Annotated in this window: 16 protein-coding genes and 1 rRNA gene; 5 read left to right on the forward strand and 12 right to left on the reverse strand. The window is 73.1% G+C overall.

Annotated elements, in window-relative coordinates; genetic code table 11:
* Positions 1-134 precede the first annotated feature (134 nt).
* Both ABZT12_RS35755 and ABZT12_RS35760 read left to right on the forward strand, forming a co-directional pair.
* Positions 135-1,937, forward strand: a complete 1,803-nt coding sequence (locus ABZT12_RS35755; RefSeq protein ID WP_356392908.1) for a glycoside hydrolase family 15 protein — start codon at positions 135-137, stop codon at positions 1,935-1,937.
* Positions 1,938-1,994: 57 nt separating this feature from the next.
* Positions 1,995-3,641, forward strand: a complete 1,647-nt coding sequence (locus tag ABZT12_RS35760) for a PucR family transcriptional regulator (protein ID WP_356392861.1) — start codon at positions 1,995-1,997, stop codon at positions 3,639-3,641.
* A gap of 9 nt (positions 3,642-3,650) precedes the next feature.
* Here the strand turns inward: ABZT12_RS35760 and ABZT12_RS35765 are convergent, their stop codons facing one another.
* Positions 3,651-4,787 (reverse strand): glycosyltransferase family 4 protein, encoded by a 1,137-nt coding sequence (locus ABZT12_RS35765; protein WP_356392864.1) that lies wholly within the window; start codon positions 4,785-4,787, stop codon positions 3,651-3,653.
* A 102-nt stretch (positions 4,788-4,889) separates the two neighbouring features.
* On the opposite strand from ABZT12_RS35765, the gene ABZT12_RS35770 reads away from it, so the two are divergent.
* Entirely contained in the window at positions 4,890-5,186 is a 297-nt protein-coding gene (locus ABZT12_RS35770) for a hypothetical protein (RefSeq protein ID WP_356392868.1), read from the forward strand.
* Positions 5,187-5,247: 61 nt separating this feature from the next.
* Here the strand turns inward: ABZT12_RS35770 and recN are convergent, their stop codons facing one another.
* The 4 genes from recN to ABZT12_RS35790 form a co-directional block, all read right to left on the reverse strand.
* Positions 5,248-6,999: a DNA repair protein RecN gene (gene recN / locus ABZT12_RS35775; protein WP_356392871.1), complete on the reverse strand. Its 1,752-nt coding sequence runs from the start codon at positions 6,997-6,999 to the stop codon at positions 5,248-5,250.
* Positions 7,000-7,147: 148 nt separating this feature from the next.
* On the reverse strand, positions 7,148-8,053 hold the full coding sequence (locus tag ABZT12_RS35780; protein ID WP_356392873.1) for an NAD kinase: 906 nt from the start codon (positions 8,051-8,053) through the stop codon (positions 7,148-7,150).
* A complete protein-coding gene (locus ABZT12_RS35785) occupies positions 8,050-8,865 on the reverse strand; it encodes a TlyA family RNA methyltransferase (protein WP_356392875.1) in 816 nt (271 codons plus the stop codon). Before ABZT12_RS35785 ends, ABZT12_RS35780 begins: the two co-directional genes overlap by 4 nt.
* 55 nt (positions 8,866-8,920) lie before the next feature.
* Complete coding sequence (locus tag ABZT12_RS35790) at positions 8,921-9,226, reverse strand: hypothetical protein (RefSeq protein WP_356392878.1); 306 nt, start codon at positions 9,224-9,226, stop codon at positions 8,921-8,923.
* A 42-nt stretch (positions 9,227-9,268) separates the two neighbouring features.
* Here ABZT12_RS35790 and ABZT12_RS35795 point away from each other — a divergent pair, with 42 nt between their 5' ends.
* Positions 9,269-9,616 carry an SCP2 sterol-binding domain-containing protein gene (locus tag ABZT12_RS35795; RefSeq protein WP_356392881.1) on the forward strand — a complete coding sequence of 116 codons (348 nt, stop codon included), beginning with the start codon at positions 9,269-9,271 and terminating at the stop codon, positions 9,614-9,616.
* On the opposite strand, the gene ABZT12_RS35800 is transcribed toward ABZT12_RS35795, so the two are convergent.
* From ABZT12_RS35800 to ABZT12_RS35820, 5 genes are all read right to left on the reverse strand, one after another.
* Positions 9,600-10,490 carry an ABC transporter ATP-binding protein gene (locus tag ABZT12_RS35800; RefSeq protein ID WP_356392885.1) on the reverse strand — a complete coding sequence of 297 codons (891 nt, stop codon included), beginning with the start codon at positions 10,488-10,490 and terminating at the stop codon, positions 9,600-9,602. The two genes, ABZT12_RS35795 and ABZT12_RS35800, sit on opposite strands and share 17 nt — an antisense overlap.
* Positions 10,487-11,482: an iron chelate uptake ABC transporter family permease subunit gene (locus ABZT12_RS35805; RefSeq protein ID WP_356392911.1), complete on the reverse strand. Its 996-nt coding sequence runs from the start codon at positions 11,480-11,482 to the stop codon at positions 10,487-10,489. The genes ABZT12_RS35800 and ABZT12_RS35805 overlap by 4 nt, the downstream gene beginning before the upstream one ends.
* A gap of 116 nt (positions 11,483-11,598) precedes the next feature.
* Positions 11,599-12,642: an iron chelate uptake ABC transporter family permease subunit gene (locus ABZT12_RS35810; RefSeq protein ID WP_356392888.1), complete on the reverse strand. Its 1,044-nt coding sequence runs from the start codon at positions 12,640-12,642 to the stop codon at positions 11,599-11,601.
* Positions 12,643-12,651: 9 nt separating this feature from the next.
* The gene (locus tag ABZT12_RS35815; protein ID WP_356392891.1) at positions 12,652-12,924 is read right to left on the reverse strand and encodes a hypothetical protein; all 273 of its coding nucleotides are present in this window, start codon (positions 12,922-12,924) and stop codon (positions 12,652-12,654) included.
* A gap of 76 nt (positions 12,925-13,000) precedes the next feature.
* Positions 13,001-14,029: an HAD hydrolase-like protein gene (locus ABZT12_RS35820; protein ID WP_356392894.1), complete on the reverse strand. Its 1,029-nt coding sequence runs from the start codon at positions 14,027-14,029 to the stop codon at positions 13,001-13,003.
* 72 nt (positions 14,030-14,101) lie between these two features.
* Between ABZT12_RS35820 and ABZT12_RS35825 the strand changes: the two genes are divergently transcribed.
* Positions 14,102-15,394, forward strand: coding sequence for a DUF1015 domain-containing protein (locus ABZT12_RS35825; RefSeq protein WP_356392897.1), 1,293 nt, complete (start codon positions 14,102-14,104; stop codon positions 15,392-15,394).
* A gap of 87 nt (positions 15,395-15,481) precedes the next feature.
* Here the strand turns inward: ABZT12_RS35825 and ABZT12_RS35830 are convergent, their stop codons facing one another.
* Complete coding sequence (locus tag ABZT12_RS35830; protein WP_356392914.1) at positions 15,482-16,465, reverse strand: hypothetical protein; 984 nt, start codon at positions 16,463-16,465, stop codon at positions 15,482-15,484.
* A 1,663-nt stretch (positions 16,466-18,128) separates the two neighbouring features.
* Positions 18,129-18,220, reverse strand: a 5S ribosomal RNA gene (gene rrf / locus ABZT12_RS35835); the annotation flags it as partial.

An 18,220-nucleotide genomic window follows, 5' to 3' on the forward strand; every position in this document is an offset into this window, starting at 1 on the left:
GTTCGTTGAGCACTGACTGTTGTTTTGCCTCACCGATCAGCGACGCACTACAACGATCCTCAACAACGATCCCTTGACCGCTGGAGCGACCGCCCCTACCTGGGGGCGACGTGGCCGTTCGACTGGAGTTGCACGTGGCCGGGCGCATCGAAGACTACGCACTTATCGGAGACATGCAGACTGCCGCATTGGTCTGCCGCGACGGCACGGTGGACTGGCTGTGCCTGCCCCGCTTCGACTCGCACGCCATCTTCGCCGGCCTGCTCGGCACCGAGGAGCACGGCTTCTGGCGGCTGGGCCCGGCCCACCCGGCGGACACCCCGCCGCCCCGGGCGGCCCGGCGGAGCTACCGCGGCGACTCCCTGATCCTGGAGTCGGAGTGGGACACCACACGCGGCACGGTCCGCGTGACGGACTTCATGCCCCCGCGTGACGGCGCCCCGCAGCTGATCCGCATCGTGGAGGGCGTCTCCGGGCGCGTCCCGATGCGCTCGACCCTGCGGATGCGCTTCTCCTACGGCCGGGTCGTCCCCTGGGTGCACAAGCACGAGGGACGCACGGTGGCCGTGGCGGGCCCGGACTCGGTGTGGTTCGACACCACCGCCGAGACCTACGGCAAGTCGCTGACCACCTACGCGGACTTCACCGTCGCACCGGGTGACCGGATCGCGTTCACGATCTCCTGGGAGCCCTCCCACAAGCAGCCGCCGCCTCTTCCGGAGCCGGAGCAGTCCCTGGTGGCGACCGAGGACTTCTGGCGGGACTGGGTCGAGCACTGTACGTACCACGGCCCGTACCGCGAGGCGGTGATCCGCTCGCTGATCACGCTGAAGGCCCTCACCTACGCGCCGACCGGCGGCATCGTCGCCGCGCCCACCACCTCCCTCCCGGAGGAGATCGGCGGCGTCCGCAACTGGGACTACCGCTACACCTGGCTGCGCGACGCGGCGATCACCCTCTCCTCGCTGCTGCGCACCGGCTACCGCGAGGAGGCCCGCGCCTGGCGCGAGTGGCTGCTGCGCGCGGTGGCCGGCGACCCGGAGAACCTCCAGATCATGTACGGCATCGCCGGCGAGCGGGAACTCGGCGAGGCGGAGCTGGACTGGCTGCCCGGCTACGAGCAGTCCGGCCCCGTCCGGGTCGGCAACGGCGCCGCGCACCAGCTCCAGCTGGACGTCTACGGCGAGGTCACCGAAGCCCTGCACCTGGCCCACATGACCGGCCTGGCCCGCAACGACTACGCCTCCCTGCTCCAGCTGAAGCTGATCCGCTACCTGGAGAAGCACTGGGACGAGCCGGACGAGGGGATCTGGGAGGTGCGCGGCCCGCGCCGCCACTTCGTCCATTCCAAGGTCATGGCCTGGGTGGCGGTCGACCGGACCATCAAGCTGATCGAGTCCGGCGACGCGGACGGACCCCTGGACAAGTGGCGCGAACTGCGCGACGACATCCACCGGGACGTGTGCGAGCGGGGCTACGACAAGGAGCGCAACACCTTCACCCAGTCGTACGGCTCGAAGGAGCTGGACGCCTCGCTGCTGCTCATCCCGCAGATGGGCTTCCTGCCGCCGGACGACAAGCGGGTGATCGGCACGATCGAGGCGATCCAGCGGGAGCTGTCCACCCCGGACGGCTTCATCCTGCGCTACCCGACCTCGGGCACGAGCGAGGGCGTGGACGGCCTGCCGGGCGACGAAGGCGCCTTCCTGGCCTGCTCGTTCTGGATGGCGGACGACCTCGCGATGATCGGCCGCGTGGACGAGGCGCGCAAACTCTTCGAGAAGCTGCTCTCGCTCCGCAACGACCTCGGTCTGCTGGCCGAGGAGTGGGACCCCCGTCTGAAGCGCCAGGTCGGCAACTTCCCGCAGGCCTTCAGCCATGTCCCGCTGATCGACACCGCGCTGCGGCTGACGGCCTCCGGGGCGTACGGGGGCTGAGCCCACGCCCCGGACCCCAGCTGTGTCCGGGGCGTTCCCGCAGGTAGCGTCCGCTGTATGGACAGCCGTACGGAGAGCACGTTCGACACCCAGGGCGCCGGGATCACCGTGCAGCGGGCGCTGGAGCTGCCCGGCCTGCGCAGCGGGCTGCCGGAGGTCCTGGCGGGGGCCGACCGGCTGCGGCGGACGGTGCGCTGGGTGCACGCGGGTGAGGTGCCGCACATCGCGTCGCTGCTCAAGGGCGGCGAACTGCTCCTGACCACGGGCTACGGCCTCGGCACCCGCCCGGCGGAGCAGCGGGCCTTCGTCCGCACGCTCGCCGAGCGCGGTATCGCCGCCCTGGTCGTCGAACTCGGCCCCCGCTTCACCCGGCTGCCCGCCACCCTCGTCGAGACGGCCCGGGCGGCCGGTCTGCCCCTGGTCCAGCTGCACCGCGAGGTGCCGTTCGTCACGGTGACCGAGGAGATCCACACCGAGATCGTCAACGGCCACTACGCGCTGCTCCAGCAGGCCGAGGAGGTCCACCGCCGCTGTACGGAGGCCCTGCTGGGCGGCGGCGGAGTACCGCAGGTCCTGAGCATCCTGGCCGACTTCAGCGGCAACCCGGTCTTCCTGGAGACGACGGACGGCCGGCTCCTGTACGCCGCCGGGGCCGGGCCCGAGGGCACCGACGCGCTCCAGGTGTGGGAGGGGCTGCGCGGCCAGCGCGAGGGGGACGCGCCGTCGGCCGGTTCGGTCCTGGTCGACGTGCCCGGCGGCGGGCCGGGCACCACCGGCTCGGTCCGGGCCCGGATAGTCCTGCTGCCCGTCCGCGCCCCGCTGGCGCCGGTGCACCGGATCGCCGCCGAACGGGCCGTCGGCATCCTGGCCGTCGTCCTGATGCAGGCCCGCCAGGAGGAGGAGTTGGCGGCCCGCGGGCGCGGTGACTTCCTCACCGATCTCGCCGAGGGGCGGATCGCCGCCGCGGACGCCCCGGCGCAGGCCCGCGTCCTGGGCTTCCGGCCGGGCGCCGGCCCGCTGCTGCCGGTGGTGATGCGGCTGGGTGACGCGGTGTCCTCGCCCGGCGGCTGGGCGGTCCTGGCGCGCGCGGTCGCCGAGGAGCTGGCCTCGGTCGGGGTCCCGGTCCTGCTCGGCGTACGGCCGGTCGAGGGCCGGGTGCCGCTGCTGCTGGGCCTGCGGTCGGAGTCGGAGCGGTCGACGGTCGCGGACCGGGTGGCGGCGGCGCTGCGCGCCGGGGTGGAGCGGGCCGGAACGCAGCGGCCGGACGCCTGGCCGCCGGTCGTGGTGGTCGGGGTGGCCGGCGGCTGGGCGACCGCGTCGGCGAGCCTGCGGCACGCCGCCGAGACGGCCACGGCGGCCGAAGGCCTGACCGGCAGTGCCTGGTACGACGCGCGGCGCCTGGACATCGACCTGCTGTTGTGGCGGCTGCGCGACCATCCGGACCTGGCAGCCTTCGTGGACCGCGCCATCGGCCCGCTCCGGGACCACGACAACCGCTCCAAGCCGCCGCTGCTGCCCACCCTGGAAACGTACTTGGCGCACGCGGGCCGCAAGGCGGAGACCGCCCGCGAGCTCCACCTCAACCGGCAGACCCTCTACAACCGGCTCGCCCGGATAGGGGAGTTGCTGGGCACGGACCTCGAAGACCCGCAGACGGTACTGGCGTTGAGCCTGGCGCTGCGGGCGCGTCGGCTCGTGCCATGAGTCCGGCCGTCAGGGCAGCGGCAGGGGACGCGTCAACTCGTCGTAGACGCTGAGGACTTGGGCCACCGTCTCGTCCTCGGTGGGCCAGGTGGCCGCCTGGCGGGTGCCCATCTCCCGCAACGCTGACCGGCGTTCGGGGTCGGAGAGCAGGCGGACGACGGCGGCGGCGAGGGCCCGCGCGTCGCCGTGGGGGACGAGTTCGGCCGCGTCGCCGACGAGGTCGGGGATGCCGCCGACGGCGGTCGCGACGAGGGGGACGCGGGCGTGCAGGGCCTCCTGGGCGAGGACCGAGCGGGGCTCCCAACTGCTGGACAGGAGAACGAGATCGGCGGCGGTGAGCAGGTCGTCCACGTCGTCGCGGCGGCCGATCAGCCGCACCGGCAGCTCCTCGTCGTCGATCCGCCGCTGGAGCTCCGCCCGCAGCGGCCCCTCCCCCGCGATCACGACCAGCGGTACGGGGTCCAGGCCCCGCCACTCCCGTGCGGCGTCGAGCAGGGTGCCGTAGCCCCGCGACGGGTCCAGTGAGCCGACGGCAAGGAGCAACGGGCTGTCCACGGCGCCGAGTTCGGCCCGGATCTTGGGGCGCAGCCGGTCGGCGTCCTCGGGCTCGACGGCCGCGCGCGGGCCGGGCAGCGCGACGGCCGCGAGCCGCGCGTCCCGCGCTCCGGTACGGCGGGCCCGGTCGACCAGGTCGGACGTGGTGCCGAGCACCACGGCGGCGGCCTTCACGACCCGCCGCTCCAGCAGCCGCAGCAGATGGGCGCGGGCTCCCTCGGCGTGGGCGCGGTTGTGCCAGGTGACGACGAGCGGGGTGGACCGGCCGCTGAGCGCGAGGACCGCGCGGAAGGAGGCGTGCAGCCCGTGCGCGTGCACCAGGTCGGCGTGGGCGCAGGCCGCCCGCAGCGCGGCCACGGAGCCGGGGTCGCTGCTGCGCGGGACGTGCACGTGTTCGGCGCCGGCTCCCGTGAAATCGTAGGCGTGATCGGCGTCGGTGGGGGCGCAGACCGTGACCCGCACGCCCCGCGCGACGAGCCCGGAGGCCAGGGAGCGCACATGGGCGCTGCTGCCGGCGTTCCCTCCGCCGAGCACCTGCACGGTGCGCAGCGGCGACTGGCCGTGCGGTGAGTGGCTGCTCACGGGGGTCACGTGGCCGGGGCTCCTGGTTCGGCGACGGGCGGTCACGAAGAAAGTACAGAAGGATCGGGCGGTGGGGGTGGACCGCACACTCCTACGCGTTCGCACTCAAGGATGCCAGCACGTACGGGTGTTCCGGCGACATCGAACGCCGAGGAGGCCGCACGGGCGGGCAACACGGCGGGATGGTTCACCCGTACGAGTGAGCGCGCGTGCCTCGCTCACAGCGTGCGCGCCGCCTCACTCACCCGCTCCCCGTCCACCGCCGCGGCCACCGGCGCGGCGGTGTGGGCGAGCGGCCGGACCCGTCCGTTCCCCACGGCGGTGGAGCGCGCGGAGGAGGCGGTCCACGGCGGGCGCGGGATCATCCGGGCCGCCGGACGGGCCTCGGCCGTCCGGCCCGGCGCGTGACGGTCGGGCATCCGCCCCCGACGGCCCGCGCGGGCCGCGCAGGCCGCCCGCCGTCGGACGGTCAGAGGGGCTGCTTGTCCGCCCTGGCCGTCGCCAGCAGTTCCTCCGCGTGCGCGCGGGCCGTCTCTGAGTCCTCCTGGCCGGCCAGCATCCGGGACAACTCCCGTACCCGCTCCTCGCCTTCGAGGACCTTCACCCCGGACCGGGTGACCGACCCGTCGCTGGTCTTCTCCACCAGCAGCTGCCGGTCGGCGAACGCGGCCACCTGGGGCAGGTGGGTCACGACGACGACCTGCGCGGTCTTCGCGAGTTTCGCGAGCCGCCGCCCGATCTCCACCGCCGCCTTGCCGCCGACACCGGCGTCGACCTCGTCGAAGAGATACGTCGGCACCGGGTCCGTCCCCGCGAACACCACCTCCACGGCGAGCATCACGCGCGACAGCTCACCCCCTGACGCGCCCTTGGCGATCGGCCGGGCCGGAGCGCCGGGGTGCGGCGCGAGCAGCAGCTCGACCTCGTCGGCGCCCGACGGCCCGTAGGCGACCGTACGGCCGCCGACCTCGACGCCCTCCGGGTCCTCGGTCTGCCGGATCTCGAACGACACGCGCGCGTGCGGCATCGCCAGCGACGCCAGCTCGGCGGTCACCGCGGCGGCGAACCGCTCGGCGGTCTCCGTCCGCGCGTCGGTCAACGCCTGTGCCAGACCGCTCAGTTCGCCGCGCAGCGCGTCCCGCTCGGCGGTCAGTTCGCCGATCCGGTCGTCGTCGCCGTCGAGCTCGGTCAGGCGCGCGGCGCTCCGCTCGGCCCAGGCGAGCACGGCGGCGATGTCCTCGCCGTACTTGCGGGTGAGCACGGTGAGCGCGGCCCGGCGCTCCTCGACGGCGGCCAGCCGCAGCGGATCGGCGTCCAGGTCGTCGGCGTACCCGGCCAGCTCGCCCGCCACATCGCCCAGCAGGATGCCGATCTCGCCGATCCGGTCGGTGAGCGAGGCCAGCGCCGGATCGTGCGAGCGCACCGCCTCCAGGGCCCGCTGCGCGCCCGCGACGAGGGTCGCCGCGTCGATGCCCTCGGGGTCCTCGGGATTGCCGGCGAGAGCGGCGTGGGCGGCCGTCGCGGCGGACGCCAGCGCCTCCGCGTGCCCGAGCCGCTCCGCCTCGGCCGACAGCTCGACGTCCTCGCCGGGCCGCGGCTCCACGGCCGCGACCTCGTCGAGTCCGTAGCGCAGCAGGTCGGCCTCCTGGGCCCGTTCGCGGGCGCGGGTGGTGATCTCGTCCAGTTCGACGACGACGGCCCGCAGCCGGCGGTACGCCCCCGCGTACTTGGCGAGCAGCCCGGTGACCGCGTCCCCCGCGTACCGGTCGAGCGCCTGCCGCTGCCGGGACAGCTTCAGCAGCCCCTGCTGGTCGGTCTGGCCGTGCACGGCGACCAGGTCGTCGGCCAGCTCGGCGAGCAGTCCGACGGGCACGGAGCGCCCGCCCAGGTGTGCCCGGGAGCGGCCCTCCGCGGAGACGGTACGGCTGATGAGCAGCACCCCGTCCTCCAGCTCCGCGCCCGCCTCCTCGGCCCGCAGGACGGCCGCGGAGGCGGGCGGCACCGCGATCCGCCCCTCGACGACCGCGTTCTTCGCCCCGATCCGGACGAGCGCCGGGTCGGCGCGCCCGCCCAGCAGCAGCCCGAGGCTGGTGACGACCATGGTCTTGCCCGCGCCCGTCTCGCCCGTCACCGCGGTGAACCCCGGTGACAGCTCGACGACCGCGTCGTCGATGACTCCGAGCGACCGTATCCGCATCTCCTCCAGCACGCCCCCGACCATACGAGGTTCTGACGGTGTCGTGCGACGCCGCCCCCTCCAACGAGAACCGGACGTCACCTCCGCGGCACAGCCCTCGTTGGTCCCGAGGCTTCCCGCGGAGGCGGGGGTGGCGCGACGCCCGGGCGGTGTCCGGGGCGCCGCGCCCCGACTACTGCGGAGCTCCCCGCCACCCGGAGACGGGCAGCGCGAACTTGGCGACGAGCCGGTCCGTGAACGACGCGTGGTGCAGCCGGGCCAGCCGTACCGGCACGGCTCCCCGCCGCACCTCCACCCGGGCCCCGGCCGGCAGTTCCACGGTCCGCCGCCCGTCGCACCAGAGCACCCCCGGCGGAACGTGCGGCAGCATCTCCACGGCGAGCACGGAGTCCGGCGAGGTCACCAGCGGTTTCGCGAACAGCGCGTGCGCGCTGATCGGCACCATCAGCAGCGCCTCGACCTCCGGCCACACCACCGGGCCGCCCGCCGAGAACGCGTACGCCGTGGACCCGGTGGGCGTCGCGCACACGATCCCGTCGCAGCCGAACCCGGTCACCGGGCGGCCGTCGATCTCCAGCACGACTTCGAGCAGCTTCTCCGCGGACGCCTTCTGCACGGCCGCCTCGTTCAGCGCCCAGTCGGTGTGCACGATGTCGCCGTTGCGGTGCACGACGACGTCGACGGTCATCCGCTCCTCGACCTCGTACGACTTGGTGACCACCCGGTCCACGACCTTGTCGAGGTCGTCCCGCTCGGCCTCCGCGAGGAACCCGACGCTGCCGAGGTTGACGCCGAGCATCGGCACCCCGGACGCCCGCGCGAACTCCGCGCCGCGCAGCAGCGTGCCGTCGCCGCCGAGGACGATGAGCAGCTCGCACCCCTCAAGGCACTGCGGGGTGGCCTCGCGGACCGTCTCCACCTCGTCGGAGAGCGGCAGGTCGCGGGCCTCGTACTCCAGGACGCGCACCCCGATGCCGGAGTGGAGCAGCCCCTTGACGACGAGTTCGGCGCTGCGGATGGCCGCAGGCCGGCCGGTGTGGGTGAGCAGGAAAACAGTACGAGCTCGGTTCTGGGTCAACGGGGGCCCTCCGCCACTGCACGGTCAACGTCGGCCGGGTCCAGTTCGGGTGCCCCGGCCCGCAGCCACAGAAAGTACTCGACATTCCCCGAAGGTCCGGGCAGCGGGCTGGCGGTGACACCCCGCACCCCCAGTCCGAGTTCCCGCGCCCGCCCGGCCACCGCGCGCACGGCCTCGGCACGCAGCTCGGGACTGCGTACCACACCGCCGCTGCCCAGCCGTTCCCTCCCGACCTCGAACTGCGGCTTGACCATCATGACCAGGTCCGCGTCGGGCTTCGCACACCGCACCAGGGCGGGCAGCACCAGTCCGAGCGGGATGAAGGACAGATCCCCCACGACAAGATCCACAGGCTCCCCATCGATCGCTTCGAGCGTCAACTCGCGTACGTTCGTACGGTCCTTGACGGTGACGCGTTCATCGCTCCGCAGAGACCAGGCGAGTTGGCCGTATCCCACGTCGACGGCGACGACCCCCGCCGCGCCCGCCCGGAGCAGGACGTCGGTGAAGCCGCCGGTGGACGCGCCCGCGTCGAGCGCCCGCCGCCCCTCGACCAGCAGCCCCTGGGGTACGAACACCCCCAGGGCGCCCGCGAGTTTGTGGCCGCCCCGGGAGACGTAATCGGGGTCGCCGTCGTCCTGGGCGACGACGATGGGGGCGGCGGTCTCCACCTGGGTGGCCGGCTTGGTCGCGACGGTCTTGCCGACGGAGACCCGCCCGGCGGCGATCAGCTGGCCGGCGTGCTCGCGCGAGCGCGCGAGTCTGCGCCGGACCAGCTCGGCGTCGAGACGGCGGCGTGCCACTCCTGCCACGTTCGGTTCAGCTCCTGTTTTCGTACGGCGATGGAACGGTGCGACCCGAAGGGTCTCACCGAGGGGCGGTGGTCGGGTGACGGGCGGGCACCGGAGGTCCCGGGCGGCCGTCGAGCGCGCTGAGCGCCTCGCGCAGCCCCCGGTGCACATCCTCGTACACCTCGATGTGCCCGTCGGTGGCGAGGTGGTCGGCGTCGGCCAGCCGCGCCAGCCGGGCGTCGACATCGGCGTCGCCGCTGGGCGTGCGGTCCACGAGCAGCGGGGCGGGGGCGGCCGGGTCGTGGGCGGGTTCCGCCGGTTCCGCGGCTTCTCGCGGGGCCGCTTCCGCCGGGACCTCGGCCTCCGGCACTGAGTCGCTCATGCCCCGACGCTACCCCGAAGGCCTGCGGTACCGTCGGTGCCGATGGCAACGATCGAGGAGTGCCGCGCCGCGCTGGAGAGACTGTCGGACGGCATGCGCGGTGCCGAGGGCGATGTCCGGGCCGCCGCCGAGCTGGACCGGACGGTGAGCTGCCGCATCACGGACCTGGACCGCACGTTCGTCGGCCGGATGACCGGCGGCCGGATCGTGGTCGACGACACCGTCCGGGGGGCACCGGCCGAGCGGGCCCAGATCCGACTCGCCATGGCGGGCGACGACCTGGTCGCCCTGGTGAACGGCGAGCTGAACTTCGCCAAGGCGTGGGGCTCGGGCCGGCTGAAGCTGGAGACGGGCCTGCTCGACCTGTTCCGTCTCAGGGGACTTCTGTAGTCTCCGGCGCGGCCATCGCCGGGGCCTGCGCGGCGACGCCCGCACGCGCGCGTGCCTTGCGCGCGGCCGGCACCACCAGCGGTGTCCCCGTCTCCGGGTCGTCGATGATCTGGCAGCGCAGCCCGAAGACCTCCGCCACCAGGTCGGCCGTGACGATGTCGGCGGGCGCCCCCTCGGCGATGACCCGGCCTTCGCGCAGCGCGATGAGATGGGTGGCGTAGCGGGCGGCGTGGTTGAGGTCGTGCAGGACGGCGACCAGGGTGCGGCCCTGCTCCTCGTGCAGCTCGGCGCAGAGGTCCAGGACGTCGATCTGGTGCTGGATGTCGAGGTAGGTGGTCGGCTCGTCGAGCAGCAGCAGCGGGGTCTGCTGGGCGAGCGCCATGGCGATCCACACGCGCTGGCGCTGACCGCCGGAGAGCTCGTCGACGTAGCGGTCGGCGAGTTCGGCGACCCCGGTCCGCGCCATCGACTCCCGGACGACCCGCTCGTCCTCGGCCGACCACTGGCGCAGGAGGCCCTGGTGCGGATACCGGCCGCGGCCCACGAGGTCGCCGACGGTGATCCCGTCGGGCGCGATCGAGGACTGCGGCAGCAGCCCCAGGGTCCGTGCGACCTTCTTCGCGGGCATCGACTGGATGACCTGTCCGTCGAGCAGTACCCGGCCCTCGTCGGGCTTCAGCATCCGGGACAGGGCGCGCAGCAGCGTGGACTTGCCGCAGGCGTTCGGGCCGACGATCACCGTGAAGGAGTTGTCGGGGATCTCCACCGACAGCCGGCGCGCGATGACGCGCTGGTCGTAGGCGAGGGTGACGTTCTCGGCGGACAGGCGGTTCACAGTGCTCCTTGCGTTGTTCTCGTGCGCCGAGAAGGTCATATCCGGCCCGCCCTGCGCTCGGTGACGAGGAGCCACAGCAGGTAGACCCCGCCGAGGACCCCGGTGACCACACCGACGGGCAACTGGTCGGCGCCGAAAGCCCGTTGGGAGGCCCAGTCGGCGGTGACCAGGAGCGTGGCCCCCATGCACAGGGAGGGCATCAGGTTGGGCCCCGGCGCGCGGGTCAGGCGCCGGGCCAGCTGCGGCGCGGTGAGCGCCACGAAGCCGACCGGACCGGCGGCGGCGGTCGCGGCCGAGGTGAGCAGTACGGCGGCCACCATCAGCAGCAGCCGTACGCGCTCGACGCGCACCCCGAGGGCGTACGACACGTCGTCGCCCATCTCCAGCGTCCGCAGCCCGCGCGCGTTGGCGAGGACGAGCGGCAGCAGGACGGCGCAGAGCGCGAGCAGCGGCCAGACCTGGGTCCAGTCACGGCCGTTGAGGGAGCCGGTCATCCAGACGACCGCGCGGGCCGCGTCGACCAGGTCGGCCTTGGTGAGCAGATAGCCGTTGACCGCGGTGACGACGGCGGAGACACCAATGCCGACCAGGACCAGCCGGTAACCGTGCACACCCTGCTTCCAGGCGAGCAGATAGATGGCGGCACCGGTCACCAGTCCGCCGACGAGCGCCCCCAGGGTGACGGCCGTAGCGCTGCCGGAGTACAGCACGATCATGACGAGGGCACCGGCCGTCGACCCCTGCGAGAGCCCGAGTACGTCCGGACTGCCCAGCGGATTGCGGGAGATGGACTGGAACAGGGCGCCGCCGAGCCCGAGCGCGGCGCCGACCAGCAGTCCGACGAGGACGCGGGGCAGCCGCAGTTCCTCGACGATGAACTCCTGGCCCGGGTCGCCGCCCCCGAAGAGCGTCTTGAGAACGTCCGAGGCGGAGATGGGGAAGTCACCGGTGCCGATCAGTACGACGCTCGCGGTGAGCGCGCAGAGCAGCAGCAGGATGACGACAGCCGCGGCACGGACGTCGAGCCGCACCGCGACGCCGCCCGCGCGTACGGTCCGCGTGCGCGGGACACCGGGACGGGCGGCCCGCGGTTCGGGGGCCTGCTGATCCGGAATCCGGGGACGGGGGGTCTGGGGGCGTGGGGGCTTCACAGCTGCGCCGTCCTGCGTCGTCGTACGAGAAGGATGAAGACCGGACCGCCGAGGATCGCGGTGACGATGCCGACCTGGAGTTCGGCGGGCCGCGCGACCAGCCGGCCCAGGACATCGGCGCCGAGCAGCAGCACGGGCGACAGGACGGTGGCGTACGGCAGGATCCAGCGCAGGTCGGGTCCGGTGAAGGAGCGCACGGCGTGCGGAACCATCAGGCCGACGAAGACGATCGGCCCGCACGCCGCGGTCGCCGCCCCGCTCAGCACGGTCGCGGCGAGCATCGCCAGCGCCCGGGTGCGGGTCAGGTGGGCGCCGAGCGCGCGGGCGGTGTCGTCGCCCATCGCGACGGCGTTCAGCGGCCGGGCCAGCAGCAGGGCGAGCACGGTGCCTGCCGCGAGGAAGGGCGCGACCTGGGTGATCGTGGAGCCCGTGGCGGAGGCCAGTGAACCCACCGTCCAGAAGCGCATCTTGGAGAGCGCCGCGTCGTCCATGATCATCACGGCCTGGAGGTAGCCGTAGAGCGCGGCGCTGATCGCGGTGCCGGCGAGCGCGAGCCGGACCGGGGTGGCGCCCCGGCTGCCGCCGAGGAACCAGACCAGCGTGCCGACGGCCGCCGCCCCGCAGAAGGCGAACCAGACGTAGCCGCTCAGCGAGGTGACGCCGAAGTAGGTGATGGCGGTGACGACGGCGGCCGACGCGCCCGCGTTGATGCCGAGCAGACCGGGGTCGGCCAGCGGATTACGGGTGAGCGCTTGGAGCACCGCGCCGGACAGCCCGAGCGCGGCGCCCGCGAGCAGCCCGAGGACCGTACGGGAGACGCGGTCGCCGACCACCACGTCGGCGTACGTGCCCGAGTCGTGGAAGAGGCCGTGCCAGACCTCGCCCACCGACAGCGCCTTGGCGCCGATCGCGATGCTCGCCAGGGTGACGAGGGCCAGGAGTGCCACCGAGGCGAGGAGCCCGAGTGCGCGGACCGCCCGGTGGGCCGGGGGCGCGGGGGCGGTCTCCGCGCGCTGCTGAGGAGGACTGTCGACCAACACGAGGTTAGGTTAGCCTACCCTGCCATCGGCGATCGATACCGCGAGCGGAACCAGCCCCGGTACCCGCGCGATCTTCGCCGGACCCGTCACCCCGCCCGCGACGCAGACCGCCCGACGGCGGGCCCGGCCCGAGGCCGGCAGGGGGGCAGGGGAACAGGCAGGAACGGGCACGTCGGCGGCACCAAGGACGAAGCCCAGGACGACGACCGGGACGTCGACCAGGACGACGGCCAGGACGCCCGACGAGTCCCCGGCCCCGCCCGTCGCCTGACGCAGGCTCACGCCCGGGTGCGAGTCCTCGTCGGCGCTCCGGAGCGGCCGGCCCGGGCACCCGACCAGGACCGTGAACGCCGCAGCCTCACAGCTCCAGCCGCGCCAGCGCCTTGCCTCCGTCCAGCTCGCACGAACCCTCACCGGCCGCCGTCCAGGCCACCGCGCACAGGGCACGCAGACCGTCCAGGGCCTCGCCGTCACCCTCCAGCTCCAGCCCCCCGGAACCCGCCTTCGCCATCCAACCCCCGCACCGGAAGCCGTCGTTGACCCCGGTGACCTCCGGCTGGCCGGTGAGCATGCCCCGCAGATCGGCGTCGACGAAGGTCGGCCGGTGCCGCGGCGGGGCGGCGAGCAGCTGCGGTCCGTCGGTGACACCGGTCAGCACCAGCAGCGAGTCGACGCCCCCGTTGAACGCCCCCTCGATGTCCGTGTCCAGCCGGTCCCCGACCACCAGCGGCCGCTCGGCCCCGGTCCGCAGGATCGTCTCGCGGTGCATCGGCGGCAGCGGCTTCCCGGCCACCTGCGGCTCGGCGCCGGTGGCGATCCGTACGACCTCCACCGCCGCGCCGTTGCCCGGCGCGATACCGCGCGCGCTCGGGATCGTCAGGTCGGTGTTGGACGCGAACCACGGCACCCCGCGAGCGATCGCGTAACAGGCCTCCGCGAAACGCCCCCACGCCAGCTCCGGGCCGCCGTATCCCTGCGCGACCGCGACCGGCTCGTCGTCCGCCGATTCGACGGGCTCAAGACCGCGCTCGCGCAGGGCGACCTTCAGCCCCTCCCCGCCGATCACCAGGACCCGGGCGCCCGCCGGCACCTGCTCCGCGATCAGCCGGGCCAGCGCCTGCGCGGAGGTGATGACGTCGTCGGCGCCCGTCGGTATCCCCAACTCGGTGAGGTGACCGGCCACCGCGTCCGGGGTACGCAGCGCGTTGTTGGTGACGTACGCGAGACGCATCCCGCCCCGGTGGGCGGTGGCGAGCGAGTCGACCGCGTGCGCGATCGCGCTGCCCCCCGTGTACACCACGCCGTCCAGGTCGAGCAGCGCCGTGTCGTACGCCTCGCTCAGGGCCTGGCCACTGCCCTCGGGCCGTGTCCTGACGCTCTGGCTCATTCCACATCGCTCCTCGTTCGATCGCTTTCCATCGATCATCCCGCATGCCACTGACACACGTACGATGCCGGGATGAACACTGCAGGTCACTCGGAGGCAATGGAGCGCCGGGGCCTGGAACTCACCCCGTTCCGAGGTCTCCGCTACGACCCCGACCGGGTCGGCAGTCTGGCCGCCGTGACATCGCCGCCGTACGACGTCGTCGTACGCCCCGACGGCCTGCACCACCTCCAGGACTCCGATCCGCACAACATCGTCCGGCTGATCCTCCCGCAGGCGACCACCTCCGACGTCCGCAACGAACAGGCCGCCGGCACCCTCCGCCGCTGGCTCTCCGAGGGGGTCCTGGCCGCCGATCCAGAACCCGGCCTGTACGTGTACGAGCAGCACGACGGGAACGGCATGCTGCAACGCGGCGTGATAGGCGCCCTGCGGCTGTCCGACCCCTCCGAGGGCGTGGTCCTGCCCCATGAGGACGTCATGCCGCATGTCGTCGCGGACCGCGCGGCCCTGATGCGGGCCACCTCCGCCAACCTCGAACCCCTGCTCCTGACCTACCGGGGCACCGGCTCGAAGGAGGCCGCCACCACCGTGGTCGAGCGCACCGCCGAGCAGCCCCCGCTCCTGTCGACGACCACGGAGGACGGTTACGGCCACCGCCTGTGGTCGGTCACCGACCCCGCCGAACTGGCCCTGGTCCAGGCCGACCTGGCCCAGCACCAGGCACTGATCGCCGACGGCCACCACCGCTGGGCCACCTACCGCCGCCTCCGCGCGGAGCACCCCTCCCCCAGCCCCTGGGACTACGGCCTCGTCCTCCTCGTCGACACGGTCCGCTACCCGCTCCGCGTCCGCGCCATCCACCGCCTCCTGCACGGTGTCCCGGTGGCCGACGCCCTCGCCGCCCTCGACGGCCTCTTCCGCGTACGCCACCTGGACGCCCCTCTGCCCGAGGCCCTGGAGACGCTCGCCGACGCGGCCTGCGCGGGCAACGCGTTCCTCCTCGCCGGCGACGGCGCCTTCCACCTCGTGGACCGCCCGGACCCGGCCCTCCTCGCCCGTACGATCCCCGCCGACCGCCCGGCGGCCTGGCGCACCCTGGACGCCACGGTCCTGCACGCCACCCTCCTCGCCCACGTGTGGCACGTTCCCGAGGACTCCCCGGCCCACATCGCCTACATCCACGACACGGCCGCCACGGTCGACAAGGCGGAACGCGACGACGGTACGGCCGTCCTCATGCACCCGGTACGCGAGGAGGTCGTCCGCGACCTGGCCCGCCAGGGCGTCACGATGCCCCGCAAATCGACGTCGTTCGGCCCCAAGCCGGCGTCGGGCCTGGTGCTGCGGGCCCTGGATCTCTGACTCCTCCGGCTCCTCCGACTCCCGGAAAAGCGAAAGGGCGGGCTCCCGTTGCCGGGGGCCCGCCCATGTCACTGTCCGCCGCTGAGGTCAGTCCTTGTCGTCCTGGCCGGCGTCGTCGTGCTTGTCGTGCGTGAGGTGCTCGTCGTCCTCGTCGCTGTGCTGGGAGACGACGACATCGTCGTCACCTTCATCCTCGACGTCGGTCTCGTCCTTGACCTGGACCTGGACCTGGACCTGGACCTGGACCTCGGCCTCGTCGTCGATCTCGTCGTCGACGGCCTCCGGGGAGACGGCCGAGGGCTCGTCGCCCTCGGTGACCTCGGTGACCTGGGTGTCGGGCCGAACCTCGTCCTGGTCCTCGGTCTCGTCGTCGGCCTCGCTCTCGTCGAACGCGTCAACGAACTCGACACCGTCCATCTCGGCGAGCCGGTCCGACGCGTCCGTACTGCCGTCCTTGTCGGACTCCACGGCCTTGGCGAACCACTCCCGCGCCTCGCCCTCACGCCCGACGGCGAGAAGCGCGTCGGCGTACGCGTACCGCAGGCGCGCGGTCCACGGCTGCACGGAGTTCGAGGCCAGCTCGGGGCTCTGCAATGTCACGATGGCCGCGTCGAGCTGGTCCATGTCACGCCGGGCACCGGCCGCGACGAGCCGCATCTCGACCTGTCCGGCCTTGTCCAGCTTGTGCACCTCCGGGGCCCCGGCCATGTCCAGCGCCTTCTCCGGCCGCCCGAGCCCACGCTCGCAGTCGGCCATCACGGGCCACAGGTCCACCCCGCCGGTCATCCGCCGGGCCGCCCTGAACTCGGCGAGCGCCTCGCTGTACTTCTGGTTCGCGTACGCCGCGAACCCGGCCGCCTCGCGTACGGCGGCGACACGCGACGCCAGCCGCAGGGCGATCTTGGAGTAGGCGTAGGCGGTCTCGGGGTCCTCGTCGATGAGCCTGGCGACCATCACCAGGTTCTTGGCGACGTCCTCCGCGAGCGTCTTGGGCAGGCTCTGGAGCTCCTGCCGTACGTCCTTGTCGATCTCCTCGCCGGTGACGTCCTCGGGGATCGGCAGCCGCTTGATCGGCTCCCGGTCACGGTCCCGCTCGTCCCGGAACCGGCTGCCGCCATCGCGCCGGTCGTCGCCACGGCGGTCGTCGCGACGCGGGTAGCCGCCACGGTCTCCGCGGTCGCCACGGCTGTCGTCACGACGGAAGGGCGGACGCTCACCACGGCTGTCGTCCCGGCGGAAGCCACCGGGGCGGTCGTCCCGCTGAGGCGCACGGCCGCGGTCGTCACGCGAGTCCCGCCCACCGAAGCCCCCGCGGTCGGTGTCGCGGCGCTCGCCACGGTTGTCGCGGCTGTCACGGTCATCGCGGCGGAACGGGGGACGCTCGCCACGGTTGTCGTCGCGGCGGAACCCACCGGGACGGTCATCACGACGCGGGCCGGCAGAACGGTCGTCACGACGGACATAACCACCGCCACCGCCGCCACCGCCGCCACGGTTGTCGCCCCCACGGTTGTCATCACGACGGAAGGCCGGACGCTCACTGCGACTGTCGTCACGGCGGTCGTCACGACGGAACGGCGGACGCTCACCACGACTGTCATCCCGACGGAAGGCCGGCCGGTCACCGCGGCTGTCGTCACGACGGTCGTCACGGCGGTCGTCACGACGGAAGGGCGGACGCTCACTGCGACTGTCGTCACGGCGGTCGTCACGACGGAACGGCGGACGCTCACCACGGCTGTCGTCACGGCGGTCGTCACGACGGAACGGCGGACGCTCACCACGGCTGTCATCGCGCCGGAAGGCCGGCCGGTCACCGCGGCTGTCGTCACGACGGAACGGCGGACGTTCACCACGACTGTCGTCCCGGCGATCGCCCCGGTTGTCGCGGTCGTCGCGGCGGAACGCGGGGCGCTCGCCACGGTTGTCGTCGCGGCGGAACCCACCGGGACGGTCATCACGACGCGGGCCGGCAGAACGGTCGTCACGACGGACATAACCACCACCGGCGCCACCGCGGGTGTCGCCACCACGGTTGTCATCACGGCGGAAGGCCGGGCGTTCGCCTCGGCTGTCGTCGCGGCGGAAGGGGGGGCGCTCGCCACGACTGTCGTCACGACGGAAAGGCGGGCGCTCACCACGACTGTCGTCCCGGCGGAACCCACCGCGGTCACCACGGTTGTCATCGCCACGGTCGCCACGGTTGTCGCGGCTGTCACGGTCATCGCGGCGGAACGGGGGACGCTCGCCACGGTTGTCGTCGCGGCGGAACCCACCGGGACGGTCATCACGACGCGGGCCGGCAGAACGGTCGTCACGACGGACATAACCACCACCGGCGCCACCGCGATTGTCGCCCCCACGGTTGTCATCACGCCGGGGGTAACTGCCACCACGGTTGTCGCTGCCGCGGCTGTCACTGCCACGGCTGTCACTGCCGCGGTTATCCTCGCGACGGCCGTAGCCGCCGCGATCACCGGTGCTGCCACCGCGGTCATTGCCACGATCGTTGCTACGGCCGGGAGCGCCACGGTAGCCACCACGGTCACCACTGTCCCGTCGCCGCTGATCGCGTTCCGGTCGGTCGTCGGGAGAGTTGGTGGGCATGGGTGACTCCTGTCTTCGGTACTGCTAGTCATTCTCGCGCAGCCAGGTACTCAGCGCGCTTCGGAAAAAAACAAAAAAGGACCCCTGGCCCCAGCTGAACGCTGGGACCAGGGGTCCTCCAAGAATTGTTCGGCGGTGTCCTACTCTCCCACAGGGTCCCCCCTGCAGTACCATCGGCGCTGTAAGGCTTAGCTTCCGGGTTCGAAATGTAACCGGGCG

This window comes from Streptomyces sp. NPDC005423, assembly GCF_040606415.1.
GTDB lineage: Bacteria > Actinomycetota > Actinomycetes > Streptomycetales > Streptomycetaceae > Streptomyces.